General features: G+C 74.1%; 9 protein-coding genes. 5 read left to right on the top strand and 4 right to left on the bottom strand.

Annotated elements, in window-relative coordinates:
• Nucleotides 1-10: 10 nt before the first annotated feature.
• A complete protein-coding gene (locus AB0O21_RS08740) occupies nt 11-1225 on the bottom strand; it encodes a glycosyltransferase (RefSeq protein ID WP_365167981.1) in 1215 nt (404 codons plus the stop codon).
• 227 nt (nt 1226-1452) lie between these two features.
• Between AB0O21_RS08740 and AB0O21_RS08735 the strand changes: the two genes are divergently transcribed.
• A complete protein-coding gene (locus tag AB0O21_RS08735) occupies nt 1453-2130 on the top strand; it encodes a DUF998 domain-containing protein (protein ID WP_365167979.1) in 678 nt (225 codons plus the stop codon).
• Nucleotides 2131-2275: 145 nt separating this feature from the next.
• Here AB0O21_RS08735 and AB0O21_RS08730 read toward each other — a convergent pair whose 3' ends face one another.
• Nucleotides 2276-3007 carry a sporulation protein gene (locus AB0O21_RS08730; protein WP_365167977.1) on the bottom strand — a complete coding sequence of 244 codons (732 nt, stop codon included), beginning with the start codon at nt 3005-3007 and terminating at the stop codon, nt 2276-2278.
• Between the two features lie 50 nt (nt 3008-3057).
• The gene (locus tag AB0O21_RS08725; protein WP_365167975.1) at nt 3058-3873 is read right to left on the bottom strand and encodes a hypothetical protein; all 816 of its coding nucleotides are present in this window, start codon (nt 3871-3873) and stop codon (nt 3058-3060) included.
• A gap of 147 nt (nt 3874-4020) precedes the next feature.
• On the opposite strand from AB0O21_RS08725, the gene AB0O21_RS08720 reads away from it, so the two are divergent.
• Together AB0O21_RS08720 and AB0O21_RS08715 are read left to right on the top strand one after the other, a co-directional pair.
• A complete protein-coding gene (locus tag AB0O21_RS08720) occupies nt 4021-4569 on the top strand; it encodes a SigE family RNA polymerase sigma factor (protein WP_365167972.1) in 549 nt (182 codons plus the stop codon).
• Nucleotides 4566-5501 carry a hypothetical protein gene (locus AB0O21_RS08715; protein ID WP_365167969.1) on the top strand — a complete coding sequence of 312 codons (936 nt, stop codon included), beginning with the start codon at nt 4566-4568 and terminating at the stop codon, nt 5499-5501. Before AB0O21_RS08720 ends, AB0O21_RS08715 begins: the two co-directional genes overlap by 4 nt.
• Nucleotides 5502-5587: 86 nt before the next feature.
• On the opposite strand, the gene AB0O21_RS08710 is transcribed toward AB0O21_RS08715, so the two are convergent.
• Complete coding sequence (locus AB0O21_RS08710) at nt 5588-8584, bottom strand: bifunctional [glutamine synthetase] adenylyltransferase/[glutamine synthetase]-adenylyl-L-tyrosine phosphorylase (protein WP_365167967.1); 2997 nt, start codon at nt 8582-8584, stop codon at nt 5588-5590.
• 221 nt (nt 8585-8805) lie between these two features.
• On the opposite strand from AB0O21_RS08710, the gene AB0O21_RS08705 reads away from it, so the two are divergent.
• Nucleotides 8806-11520, top strand: coding sequence for a PIG-L family deacetylase (locus tag AB0O21_RS08705; RefSeq protein WP_365167964.1), 2715 nt, complete (start codon nt 8806-8808; stop codon nt 11518-11520).
• Between the two features lie 283 nt (nt 11521-11803).
• Complete coding sequence (locus tag AB0O21_RS08700; RefSeq protein ID WP_365167961.1) at nt 11804-13858, top strand: PIG-L family deacetylase; 2055 nt, start codon at nt 11804-11806, stop codon at nt 13856-13858.
• Nucleotides 13859-13894: the final 36 nt, after the last annotated feature.

Here is a 13894-nt window from a genome sequence, read left to right as displayed (position 1 = left end):
CGGCCCTTTCTCAGCCGAGGGCGTCGAGCAGCAGCTTCGCGGCCACCGTCGCCCCGTCGGTGCGGACCGTGCCGGCCACGGCGGTCGCCCGCGCGCGGGTCCCGGGGGTCAAAGCGGTCCTGAGCGCGGCCGACAGGGACTCCACCGTCGGGGTCGGGCCGTCGTGCGCCGCGCCGACGCCCAGGCCGGCGACGCGATCGGCCCAGTAGGGCTGGTCCGCGCCCTGGGGGACGACCACCTGGGGCGCTCCGGCCTGCGCGGCCGTGGTCGTCGTGCCCGCGCTGCCGTGGTGCACGACGGCGGCCGCCCGGCGGAAGAGCGCCTGCTGGTTGACCTCGCCGACGGCGAAGCAGTCGTCCTGGTCGTCGACCGGGGCCAGTTCGGCCCAGCCTCGGGCGATGACGGCGCGGCGGCCCTGCGCGCGGACCGCCTCGATCGCCGCCTTGGCGAACTCCTGCGGTGCGCCGAGGGGCTGGCTGCCGAAGCCCACGTAGACCGGTGCCGGGCCGGCGTCCAGGAAGGCCGACAGGCCAGCCGGGAGGGGGCGTTCGTCGGGCAGGGTCCACGCGCCGGTCTGCACCACGTCGAGGCCCGTCGGCTGCCACGGGGAGAGCACCGGGTCCGTGGCGAGCCACGGCTGGTCGCTGAAGGCGTAGTCGCGGACGTTGTCCAGCGGCGGCAGGCCGACCGCCGCCCGGCGGGTGTTGACCGCCTCGCCGAACATCGTGTTCGCGAGCTGCGCGTCCAGGTCCCACAGCGCCCGGTTGTCGGCCACGCCCTCCGGCAGCGGCCGGCCCCGCCGCCCGGGCGGCCTGCGGTGCGGCGACGGGAGGGCGACGGGCTGGTGGCTCGCGTGCACGTAGCGGATGCCCAACTGATCGGCCACCGAACGCGCGCAGGCCGTGACCGGCAGCGGGCCGGTCGCCACCAGCGCGTCACACCCCTCGGCGGCCTCGGCGACCGTGCCGAACTGTACGTCCATCAACGCGGCGGCCCGCTCGGCCAGTCCGGCCGCGGACCCCGGCGTCACGGTGGTCACGAGCGGGCGGACCGGAGCACCGGCCGGCACCGTCTCCACGCCCACCCCGGCGAACCGCTCCACGAACTCCTCGTCCGGCGGCGCGCACACCCGCACCTCCGCGCCGAGCTCCCGCAACCGCACCGCGAGCCCGACCATCGGCTCGACGCTTCCCCGCGACCCGTACGTCGACAACACCACACGCATTGCGCAACTCCCCGTTCGTTCACAGGCTCTGACTGGCCTGGAGCAGCGATTGTGCCGTGCGAAGTGGATCTTGCCGCAAGGCCGGAGCACCCCTCTCCTCGCGATGTGCCCCAGGTCACATTCACCGAGCCGATGAGTTCGCCCGGCCCCCTCGGTCATACAGGCAAACGAGATTCCAGCGCCGTGACCCGGCCCCCGGGCGATGCGGCGAACGAGGAAGGCATGCCATGAGCCACGCGATCAGCGCCTCCACCGCCCCCGCCACCACCTCCGGCCTCCCCGCCGCGGCCGCGACCCGGCCGGCGGCGCGGACGCTGCTGAACTGCGCCGCCGCGGCGGGCCCGGTGTTCCTGGGCGTGGGGATCACCCAGGGCCTCACGCGCGAGGGGTTCGACTTCACCCGCAACGCCATCAGCCAGCTGAGCCTCGGCGGCCTGGGCTGGATCCAGGTGACCGGCTTCTTCGTCGCGGGCGCACTGATGATCGCGGGCGCGGTCGGGTTGCGGCGGGCGATGACCGAGGGGCCCGGCCGCCGCGCGGCGCCGTGGCTGGTCGGGGTGTTCGGCGCCTCGTTCCTGGTCAGCGGGGTGTTCGCCGCCGATCCAGGTGCCGGGTTCCCCGTCGGCACCCCCGAATCCTCGACCCCCGCGCTGAGCGCGCACGGCGCGGTCCACATGGCCGCCGGCATGGTCGGCTACCTCGCGCTGTGCGCCGCGTTCCTCTTCCTGGCCCGCCACTTCGCCGCGCGGCGGCAGCGGGGCTGGGCGATCGCCTGCCGCCTGCTCCCGGTGGGCGTCCTCGCCGGATTCGCCGGATCCGCGGCCTCCGTACTGGCCTTCACGGCCGGAGCGGCCCTCGGCCTCGCGGGGCTCAGCGCCGTGGCCCTGCGCCTGGCGCGCCGGTAGCCGAGCGCCAACGCCCTCGTCGCCCACTCCCTGGCCGAGGACAAGGCGAAGCAGGCCGCACCGGCCACCACCGCGGGGCGGTCCGCAGCTGTGCACCTACCGGCCGAAGGCGGAGGCGGAGGCCCAGGAGATCCGGCGAGTCCGCTCAGCGACGGGGGAAGGACTCCCGGAGGTAGGCGTCGATGCGGGCGGTGAGCGCCGCCTGGTCCTCGGTCTCCTCGTACTTGAGGGCGAGCGGGGCCACCTGGCTGCCCGGGCAGACGTCGAGTTCGGACTCCAGGGCGACCAGCATCAGCTCGACCGTGCCCAGCCGGTAGTCGGCGGGGGCCTGCATCTCGATCTCCTGCCACCAGCCCACTTCCTGGCGCGCGCTGGCGCGACCGGCCTTCACCTCCGCCTGACGGTGCCGGAAACCGAGGTCCTCGAAGGCCTGGAAGACGGCGGCCTGCGCGGGCAGGGCATGGACTTCGAGCAGGTCCTCGTCGCTCCGGTCCACCGCACGCTCGATGGCGAGTTCGGTGACCACAGCGCAGTGTGCACCCTTGAGGCCGCGTCCGCCGATGTGGGTGAGGGGCATGCCCAGCGGGATGTCGAACACGGCCTGTTCCGTGCGGACCTCACCGGCACGCAAGATGAAGAACCCCACCGGGACCTGCCGGGCCACGGAATGCATGTACCGGACCTCGGCCTCGCCCTGCGTCTCGAACCGCACCGCCAGCGTCACGGCGAGCCGGTCCACCTCCACGTCGACGTCCCCGCCCCGGACGGTGACCGTCGCCGTCACCCGGCCTCCCGGGCTGACCCGGTCCTGGTCGAGTACCGTCTCGACCTCCGGCGCCCCCACCCCGAGTGCACTGAGGAACTTGCGGAACGCCATGGTGAACCCCCTGCTACCGATGCCGATTTCAGAGCAGGGTACCGGCCTGGTCAGCGGGCGTACGAGCCGATGCCGACCAGGCAGTAGACGTACTGGTTGATCACGCTGCCGTTCAGCGTGTAGCGGTAGGAGAACGCGTACTCCGTCTTGGGGTTGTCGTTGCACTGGTCGAGGTCCGAGGTCATGGGAATGCTCTCGATCACCCGGTAGTGCGCGTCGGACGCCGAGCAGGGGACCTCCTCCACGCCGCTGACGCGCTGGGCCGTCGTCGAGTCCGGGAGGTCCCCGTTGAGGCAGGTGCCCTTGTCGAAGGGGCTGGGGGCCGCCTCGGGAGTGGAGGAGTAGGAGGGGGCCGCGGGCTCGGTGGACGCCGAATAGGTCGGGGTGGCGGCGTACGTGGGGGTGGCGGCGTAGGTGGGGTAGGGGTCGGCCGAGTACGAGGAAGTCGCAGTGGGTTCAGCGGCCTTGTTGTCGCCCCCGCCCCCGTCGTCACCGTTGCTCAGTACGACGAAGCCGAGGATCAGGGCCGCGGCGACTCCGACCGCCACCAGACAGCCGCGGGCACCCGACGCGGGCGCCTGGCCGGGCGGCCGGGCCGGTCCGGGCACCGCCGGGCCGAACGCCGTGGGCGTGGGCGTGGGCGTGGGCATCGTCGGCGGGGCCTGGGCCGCCGCCCCGGCCACCCGGATCCGGAGCGACACCTCCTCGGCCCCGACCCGGGTCCGGACGAGCTCGCCGTCCCGGCAGGGCGGGATGCGCAGGCGCGCCGGGCCGGTCGGCAGGGTGTGTTTGAGGATCACCCCGAAGGCGGCCTGTTGCGGGGTGAGCGTTATCTCGATCTCCTGCGACGACACCAACTGCTCCATGGGGTGAGGGTGGTGCGGAGGCGGTCTGACGGTCCGCAGGAATTGTGCCCGTTACACGCAGGCTGACGCAGAGGTTCCGCAAGACGTCTCCCCCACCGGGCAACCGAATCCGAACGGACGGTGGTCAAGAAGGCGAAGGGGGTGGCGATGCACGCCGAGCAAGAAGCTCATTTCCAGTCGTTCGTGGCCGCACGCTGGAGTCACCTGGTGCGGACCGCGTACCTGCTCACCGGCGATCCGCACGACGCGGAGGACGTGACCCAGACCGCGCTGGCGAAGGCGTACCGGTCCTGGCGGCGGGTGTCGCGCATGGACAGCCCGGAGGCGTACGTGCGCCGGATGCTGGTCAGCTGCAACAGCGACCGGTTCCGCAAGCGCCGGGTCGCCGAGCGGCTGACGGACGCCGTGCCGGACACGTCGGTGCGCGACAACGCCGTGGTGTGGGCCGACGAGCGCAGCGTCCTGATGGACGCACTGGCGGGGCTGCCGCCCCGGCAGCGGGCGGTCGTGGTCATGCGGTACTGGGAGGACCTCTCCGAGGCCGAGACCGCCGACGTACTGGGGTGCTCCCCCGGCACGGTCAAGAGCCAGGCCGCCAAGGCCCTGGCCAAACTGCGCACTTGTCCCGGGCTGGACCAGTTCGCGACGAGCACGACGAGCACGACGAGCACGACGAACGAGAGGGCGGTCCTGTGAACGGGCGGGATGACTTCGAGCTGAACCTGCGCGGGCGGATGGCCCGGGACGCGGCGGCCATGCGGCCCGCGACCGCCCCGTACCCGGAGATCGTCCGGCAGGGCCGCGTGGAGCAGCGCCGGCGCAGGCTGGCGGTCGCCGGGGCGGCGCTGGTCGTGCTGGCCCTCGTACCGGCCACGGCCATCGCCCTCACCCTCGGCAACGGGCCCGCCGACCGGGTGTCCGTGGCGGGCGGCGGCCCCGACCCGAGCGCATCGAGCTCGACCCCGCAGTCCCCGCAGTCCCCGCCGCCGCCCACCGGGCCGGCCGGCCCCGCGACTCCCGGGCAGCTCGCCGACGGGATCACGCTCGGGGATGCGGCCGCCGGCCTGGAGAAGTGCCTTGCGTTCAACGCGAAGCACCTCAACACGTCGGCGGGTTCGGCACCGCGGCAGGAGTTGGGCAAGGCCTCCGACTACCGGATCCTGCTCGCGCAGCGCAGCACGGGCAACGACAACAGCCCGGGCGACGGGCAGTACGTCGTCGCCGTCAAGGACTCGTCCCCATCGATCCGGCTCATCTGCAACATCAAGGGCGGCCAGGCGAGCGGCCTGAACACGTCCGGCGGCGGCGACGGGCCCCCCGGGGACCGGGCCGTCCAGCCGGACATCAACGGCGGCAAGCTCTACCTCCAGCGCCTGTCCTCGGAAGGCCCGTGGAAGCTGCCCTACCGCTGGGGCAGCATCGGCACCGTCGACTCCCGCGTGGCCCGGGTCACCGTGACCTACGGCGGCGCCACCGTCGAAGCCGCCCTCGACCACGGCTGGTTCGCCGCGACCGGAATCCTGGAGAAGCGGGTCACGCAGGCCCCGCGGATCAAGGGCTACGACGCCCAGGGCAAGGAGATCTACGACTCCGACCAGGACAAGTACTACGACAAGCCCATCCCGTAGCCCCACCCCCGGCACCCGGGCCTTCGCCGCCGTACAGGGGTCGGCGGCGAGGGCCCGGTAAAGCGAGAGCCCGCCACGGGCGGGGGCTACGCCCCGTAGAACAGCTCGTCCACCACCGCGCGGGCGCGGCGCGTGATGCGGCGGTAGTCGTCCAGCATCTCGCCGACCGTGCCCTCCGCGTAGCCGAGGTAGCGGCCCACCGCCGCCAGTTCCCGGGCTTCGGAGGGGAACGTGTCCCCGGCGCGGCCGCGGACCAGCATGACCGCGTTGCGGACGCGGGTGGCCAGGACCCAGGCCTCGTCGAGGATCTGGGCCTCCTCGGTCGGGATCAGGCCGGCCGCGTGGGCGGCGGCCAGGGCCTGGCGGGTGCGGGTGGTGCGCAGGCCCGGTTCGGCCCAGGCGTGCCGCATCTGGAGGAGCTGGACGGTCCACTCGACGTCGCTGAGGCCGCCGCGGCCGAGTTTGGTGTGGAGCGTCGGGTCGGCGCCGCGCGGCAGGCGTTCGGATTCCATGCGGGCCTTGAGGCGGCGGATCTCGCGGACCGCGTCCTCGCCGAGGCCCTCCATCGGGTAGCGCAGCGGGTCGATGAGGTCGATGAAGCGGCTGCCCAGGTCGGCGTCGCCGGCCACCGGTTCGGCGCGCAGCAGGGCCTGGCTCTCCCAGGTGAGGGACCAGCGGCGGTAGTAGGCGGCGTAGGAGGAGAGCGTGCGGACCAGGGGGCCGGAGCGGCCCTCGGGGCGCAGGTCGGCGTCGATGAGCAGCGGCGGGTCGGCGGTGGGGAGCTGGAGGAGCCTGCGCATTTCGGCGATGACGGTCTGGGCGGCCTTGGCGGCCTCCTGTTCGTCGACGCCCTCGCGGGGCTCGTGGACGAAGAGGACGTCGGCGTCGGAGCCGTAGCCCAGTTCGTGCCCGCCGAAGCGGCCGACGCCGATGACCGCGAAGCGGGTGGGCAGGGTGTCGCCCCAGTGGTCCTGGACGGCGGCGCGCAGGGCGCCGGCGATGGTGGCGGCGGTGAGGTCGGAGACGGCTCCGCCGACCCGGTCGACGAGGGCTCCGTGGTCCTCTTCCGCCGGGCTGTCCTCCGTACCGTACGAGCCGATGATGTCGGCGGCGGCGGTGCGGAAGAGCTCGCGGCGGCGGACCCCGCGCACGGCGGTGACGCCGGCCTCGGCGCTGTCCGCGCGGCCCACGGCGGCCATGACCTCCTGTTCGAGGGCCTCGCGGGTACGGGGCAGGAGGCCTTCGGGGTCGCCGAGCAGGGCGACGGCTTCGGGGGCGCGCATCAGCAGGTCGGGGGCGAGGCGTCCGGCGGACAGCACGCGGGCGAGGTTCTCGGCGGCGGCGCCCTCGTCGCGCAGGAGCCGCAGGTACCAGGGGGTCTTGCCGAGGGCGTCGGAGACCTTGCGGAAGCCGAGCAGTCCGGCGTCCGGGTCGGCGGAGTCGGCGAACCAGCCGAGGAGGACGGGCAGCAGGGTGCGCTGGATGGCGGCCTTGCGGGTGACGCCGGAGGCGAGGGCTTCGAGGTGGCGCAGGGCGGCGGCCGGGTCGGCGTATCCGAGGGCTTCGAGGCGCTGGCCGGCGGCGCGCGGGGAGAGCCGGGTCTCGCCGGGGGCGAGCTGGGCGACGGCGTCGAGCAGCGGCCGGTAGAAGAGCTTCTCGTGCAGGCGCCGGACCACGGAGGCGTGCCGTCGCCAGGCCTTGTTGAGCTCGGCGACGGGTTCGGTGCGCAGGCCGAGCGAGCGGCCGAGGCGGCGCAGGTCGTTCTCGTCCTCGGGGACGAGGTGCGTGCGGCGCAGCCGGTAGAGCTGGATGTGGTGCTCCATGGCGCGCAGGAAGCGGTACGCGTCGTGCAGCTGGGCGGCGTCGGTGCGGCCGACGTAGCCGCCGGCGGCGAGGGCGTGGAGGGCGTCGAGGGTGGTGCCGGAGTGCAGGGTGGCGTCGTGGCGGCCGTGCACGAGCTGGAGGAGCTGGACGGCGAACTCGACGTCGCGCAGGCCGCCGGGGCCGAGTTTGAGTTCGCGGTCGACCTGGGCGGCGGGGATGTTGTCGACGACGCGGCGGCGCATCTTCTGCACGTCGGCGACGAAGTTCTCGCGTTCGGCGGCCTGCCACACGAGCGGGCTTATGGCCTCGATGTACTGGGCGCCGAGGTCGGGGTCGCCGGCGACGGCACGGGCCTTGAGGAGGGCCTGGAACTCCCAGGTCTTGGCCCAGCGCTGGTAGTAGGCCAGGTGGGAGGCGAGGGTGCGGACGAGGGGGCCGTTGCGGCCCTCGGGGCGGAGGTTGGCGTCGACGGGCCAGATGGTGCCCTCGACGGTGGTCTCGGAGCAGATCCGCATGAGGTGGGAGGCGAGGCGGGTGGCGGCCTGGAGGGCCTTGGCCTCGTCGGCTCCGTTGGTGGCGTTGGGGGCGTCCCCGACGAAGATGACGTCGACGTCGGAGACGTAGTTGAGCTCGTTGCCGCCGCACTTGCCCATCGCGATGACGGCGAGGCGGCACTGGGCGGCGTCGTCGGGCGCGGCGGCGCTCGCGATGCGCAGGGCCGCGCGGAGGGTGGCGGTGGCGAGGTCGGCGAGCTCGGCGGCGGTCTGGGCGACGTCGATGGTGCCGCAGACGTCGCGGGCGGCGATGGAGAGCAGGCAGCGGCGGTAGGCGACGCGCAGGGCGACGGGGTCGTGGGCGTCGGCCAGCCCGCGTTCGAAGTCGGCGAGCCCGGGGTGCAGGTCGGCCGCCTCGTAGGTGACCAGGGCCTGCCAGTCCCGGGGGTGGCGGGCGAGGTGGTCGCCGAGCGCCTCGGAGGCGCCGAGTACGCCGAGGAGGCGGTCGCGCAGGGGTTTCGCGGCGACGAGGGTGTCGAGGAGCAGGGGCCGCTCGTCCGGGGTCTGCGCCTCGGCGAGCCGTACGAGCCCGAGGAGCGCGAGGTCGGGGTCCGCGGTCGCGCCGAGGGCGTCGAGGAGCACCGGATCGGTGCGTACGGAGGCCAGCGCGTCGTTCTCCAGCAGCCGGGCGGCGGTCTGGGGGTCGGTGAACCCGCTGCGGAGCAGTTGGATGAAGGTGCTGCTCCTGCGTCCCGGGACCGTCATCCCGCCGCCTCCTGGATCGTCGCTGCCGGTCGGCTGGCGCCGCCTGCTGTCGCGGTCTACTGCCGGTCGGCCGGCCGCCGTCTGCCTGGGGCGAGCCTAGCCGGAGCTGCGTTCGAGGCACGGGATGATCGAGGACGTATCATGGGTCGACTTATCGGATTATCCGAATGTTTATGGCTACATGGGGCCAGCTCCCCGCCATCCGGCCAGGAGGAGCCCCCATGCCCGACGCCGCCCGGCAGGACGCCACGGGCCCGGCGCGCCCCGACGGCGCCCGGACCACCCGTCGGCGTGGCGGACCTCTCACCCAGCCCGGCACCGGGCGCCGGCGCCGCCGCTCCGGCGGAGCCGGGGAACCGGACGCCACGGGCCCGGAGCGGGCCGGGGCCGTGGAGCGGGCCGGGGCCCGGGAACGGGCCGGGGACGCGCGCCCGGCCGCCGGGCGCGGCCGCCGCAGGCGGGCCAAGGGCTCCGCGGGCGCCGGGCCCGCCGCGCCGGGTGGGCGTCGCGGCGCCGGGGCGGCCGGGCGCGAGGGCGAGTCCTCGTACGACCAGGCTCAGGCCGGCGGGCGCGGCAGGCGTCGGCGTGGGAGCGCGGGCGGGGCCGGGGTCGGGGTGGTTCCGCCGGGGCCGGGCGCACGCCGGGGCACCTCCTCGGACGCCGGACGTTTCCAGGGGTCGGAGGGCCGGGCAGGGGTTGCGTCCGGCGCCCTGCGGGGGCGCCCCGGCACACACCCGACCCCGTCGGAACCGGCTGGCTCCCACGGGGGCCGGGACGGCGGCGGTCACGGGCGCGGCGGTTCCCGTGGGGGCCGCGGGAACGGTGACGGCAACCGCGGGCGGCGGCAGCCGCGTCACCACTGGTCCGGGCTCGTCAAGGGGGTCGCGTTCCTCGCCGCCACCGTCGCCGGGAGCATGCTCGTGCTGCGCGGCAACGACGCCCTCGACCGGCTCGACCACCCCGTCGGCCCCGACAGCCAGGCCTCCGCCCCCGCGGCCGCGGCCGACGCGCCCGACCCCGGGCGGGTGCTGCAGATCGTCGCGCATCCCGATGACGACCTCTACTTCATGAACCCGGACCTGCGCTATTCCATAGCCGCCGGCCACCCTGTGACCACGGTCTACCTCACCTCCGGCGAAGCCGACGGCATCAACGCCGGCGCCGCCAACGAGAAGAGCACCCGGCCCGACAAGCCCGCCTACGCCGAGGCCCGCCAGAACGGCATACGCGCCGCCTACGCCCGGATGGCCACCGGCGACCGCTCCAGCGCCTGGAAGCGCACCGTCGTGCCCACCAAGGGCGGCGGGCACGCCGAGGTCGACGTCCTCGTCGCCAAGCCCGAGGTCAACCTCGTCTGGCTGCAGATGCGCGAGGCCGGGAACGTCTACATGGACGTCCCCGACAGCCTCCACGGCCTGTGGGACGGCAGGGTCCCCCGCCTGGAGTCGATGCTCGCCTCCGGCACCCCGGTCAAGCAGCGGTTCACGTACACGAAGGAGCAGGTCGTCCAGGCCCTTGTCGGGGTACTGGAGCAGTACAAGCCGACGACGATACGGATGCAGGACCCGACCCCCGGCCGCTACCCCGACACCAAGCGGTACACCGACCACCAGGACCACTTCTACGGCGCCCGCTTCGTGCAGCTGGCCACCGCCGCGTACGCGAAGGACGTCAAGGACCGCCCGCACTTCGCGCTGCAGAACTACATCGGCTACTTCAACGGCTCCCTCCCCAGCGCCCTGGACCCCGACGAGGCCAAGGCGAAACTGGACATCCTGGACACGTACGCCTGGCTCGACCGGCAGAACCACTGCGGCAGCGCCGCCGGCTGCGGCGACCTCAAGGTCGCCGACCACCCCGGGGGCAACCGGTGGACGGAGACCGTCAACTACGCCCGCGGCAACAGCACCTCCTGGCTGGCCTCCGACGAGGACCACGGGCTGTGGGCCTTCAAGGTGCTCGACGGCCAGGTCGCCGTCTGGCACCGCGCGGGTCTCGTCGGCCGCTGGACCGGGCCCACCCTGCTGCCGGGCACCGGGATGGACCCGGGCGTGTCCACCGTCACCCTCCGGGACGGCCGGATAGCCGCCTTCGGCACCCGCACCTCCTTCGGGGCGAAGCCCGCGGACTACACGCGCGAGGTCGTGTACGCCGTCCAGAAGCAGCCCGGCTCGGAGGAGTTCGGGGCGTGGCAGTCGCTGGGCACGCCGGAGACCGCCGACGAGACGTGGACCTCCGACATCAGCGCCCCCGCCGTCTCGGTCGACGGCACCGGGCAGCTGGCCGCGTACGTCCGCGACGGCTCGTACACGCTGCGCGGCAGGGTGCAGCGCGCGGACGGCGGCTGGGGCCCGTGGGAGAGGTACGGCGGCACCGACCTGCACGGCACCCCGGCGACCGCGACCGACGGCGCCGGGCGGCGCATGGTGTTCTCCGCGACCTCCAAGACGGTGCTGGGCTGGGTGCAGCCGGAGCCGGGCGCCCCGCTGGGCCCGGCGACCGCCACCGGGCTGCCGGACACCACGCTCCCGCTGACGGCGGCGGGCCGCGAGGGCGGGGTGCGGCTGTGGTTCCGCAAGCCCGGATCGGGCAATGTCCGCACCGCCCTCGTCACCGGCGACGGCGGGCTGAAAGTGAACAACCTCACGGACCTCGGCGGCCTCCAGGGCTTCGGCTCGGTGACGGCGAGCGGGCACGTGCTGGCGGGCCGCTCGGCGGGCGGGCAGCTGGGCTCGGACGTCGGGTGGGGCCGGCCGTGGGAGCGTTCGCCGCTGATGTTCGTGGGCGCCCCGTCCTCCACGATGACCGGGAAGGGCATGGTCAACCTGGCCGTGGTCGGGCTCGACGCGCGCCTGTACGTGACCTCCTCGCCGGACGCTCCGGGCGCGCGGCTGGCGCCGTGGCTGCCGGTGGGCCCGCGCAACGCGGCGCCGTGAGGACCCCCTCGTAAAACCGCCCTTTAGGGGCATAAGCCGCATTCTCTACGATAAGTCACCCAACACCCCATTCCAGGCGGCTGATTGGTCCATGGGGCGGAACAACTCCGTCCACATCTCGGGCACATATAGGTACCAAAAACTCCACAGGGCACAATCACTTCCGGTCTCTTTCGGAAAGTGGCAGTCATCGGCGAAACCGGTGAACCAAGTTCCCCGATTTGGCCTCTCTCTGACTGCTCAGCGGTTTTTCCCGCCCGGAACGACCCCCAAGGCGTGACCGATGCCCATCACCCGCCGCCGCTTCGCGGCCCTGCTCACGGTGCTCACCGCGGGCACCACCGGCGTGCTCGCCGTGGCCTCCGCCCAGCAGACCTCCGCCGAGGTCACCCGGACCGAGGGTCCGGCCGCCGTGCTGCCCGCGAGCGTCACCGCCGGATCGGTCGTCCAGGTCGTCGCCCACCCCGACGACGACCTCTTCTTCATGAACCCCGACCTCAGCCGCTCGCTGATGTCCGGCACCCCGGTCACCACCGCCTACCTGACCTCCGGCGAGGCCGACGGCGTGAACCGCGCCAACGGCGGCGCCGCCAAGGACCCGGACCAGCCCTCGGACCGCGCCCACTACGCGGAGGCCCGGCAGAACGGCATACGCTCCGCCTACGCGCAGATGGCCACCGGCGACCGCACCAGCGCGTGGCGCCGTACGGTCATACCCACGGCCGGCGGCGGACAGGCCGAGCTCGACGTCCTCATCGCGAAGCCCCACGTCAACCTGGTCTGGCTGCAGCTGCGCGAGGCCCGCAGCACCGGCGGGGACAACCCCGACAGCCTGCGCGGCCTGTGGAACGGGCGGATACCGGCGCTGGCGTCCCAGCTGACCTCCGCAACCCCGGTCAAGCAGCAGTTCACGTACACCAAGGACCAGCTGATACAGACGATATCCGGGGTCCTGGAGCGGTACCGGCCGACGACGATACGCATGCAGGACCCGACGCCCGGCCGGTACGGGGACACCGGCAGGTACACCGACCACCAGGACCACATGTACGCCGCCCGCTTCGCGCAGGCCGGCGCCGCCGCCTACGCCGAGCGCGTCACGGACCGTCCGCACTTCTCCGTGCAGAACTACCTCGGCTACCACAACGGCACCCTCCCGCACGCGCTGGACCCGCAGACCGCCGAGACCAAGACCGGCTTCCTGAAGACCTACGCCTGGCACGACGGCGAGAACTACTGCGGCAGCCCCTCCGGCTGCGGCGACCGGAAGGTCGCGGGCAATCCGACCGGCAAGAACTGGGCGCAGTCGCTGCGCTACAGCCGCGGCGACCTCACCTCCTGGATGACGGAGGGCACGCCCGGGCGGCTCTGGGCGTTCGCCACCCTCGACGGGCAGACCGCGTACTGGACCCGGGCCCCCGGCGGCACCTGGGCCGGCCCGGCACTCCTCCCCGGCACGGGCATCGACCCGGGCGCGAGCACCGCCCGCCTCCCCGACGGCCGCGTCGCCGTCCTGGCCACCCGCACCACCCTCGGCCCCGTACCCGTCGAGTACCGGCGCGAGGTCGTGTACGCCGTCCAGTCCGCGCCCGACGGCCCGTTCGGGCCCTGGCAGTCGCTCGGCACCCCCGAGGGGGCCGACGAGGAGGGCACCTCGGCGATCAGCTCCCCCTCGGCCGGCGTGGACGCGGACGGCCGCGTCACCGTCTACCTCCGCGACTCCCGCCGCACCCTGCGCGCCACCACCCAGCAGCCGGACGGCGGCTTCTCGGCCTGGCACCGGCTGGGCGGCGAGGACCTGCAGAGCGACCCGGTGACGGCCGTCGACTCCGCCGGGCGGCGCCACGTGTACGCCACCACCACGAAGTCGGTCCTGGCCTGGACCCAGCCCACCCCGGGCGCCCCGCTGCAGGGCCCCTTCGAGACGGCCCTGCCCGCCACGACGGTCCCCCTGACGGCGACCCCGGACGGCGCGGGCGTCCGCCTGTACTTCCGCCGCCCCGACTCGGGGGTCGTCCGCACGGCCCTGGTCACGGCGGGCCCCGGCAAGCCCCAGGTCTCCAGCGTCACGGAGGCCGGCGGCCGGGCCGGCTACGGCGCGGTCGGCGTCGCGGGCCGCCTCGTCTCGGGCCGCGCGGACACCGGCACGATCAGCACCACGGGCCTCGGCGGCCCGCCGGCCTGGACGGAATCCGCGATGCTCTATGCGGGCGCCCCGGGCGCGGTCCTCGAACTCTCGGGCACCACGACGGCGGTCCTGGGCCTCGACGCCCAACTCCACATCACCACCACCCCCCGCCCCCCGGCCACCCCCGTCTGGCACCGCGCGGTCCGCTGAGACCCGCACGACGCGAAGGGGCCGACGGTCGATGAC

Source organism: Streptomyces sp. NPDC091371 (assembly GCF_040684275.1).
GTDB lineage: Bacteria > Actinomycetota > Actinomycetes > Streptomycetales > Streptomycetaceae > Streptomyces.
The sequence above is the reverse complement of the archived record's forward strand: the minus strand, read 5'-3'. Positions and strand labels throughout refer to the sequence as shown.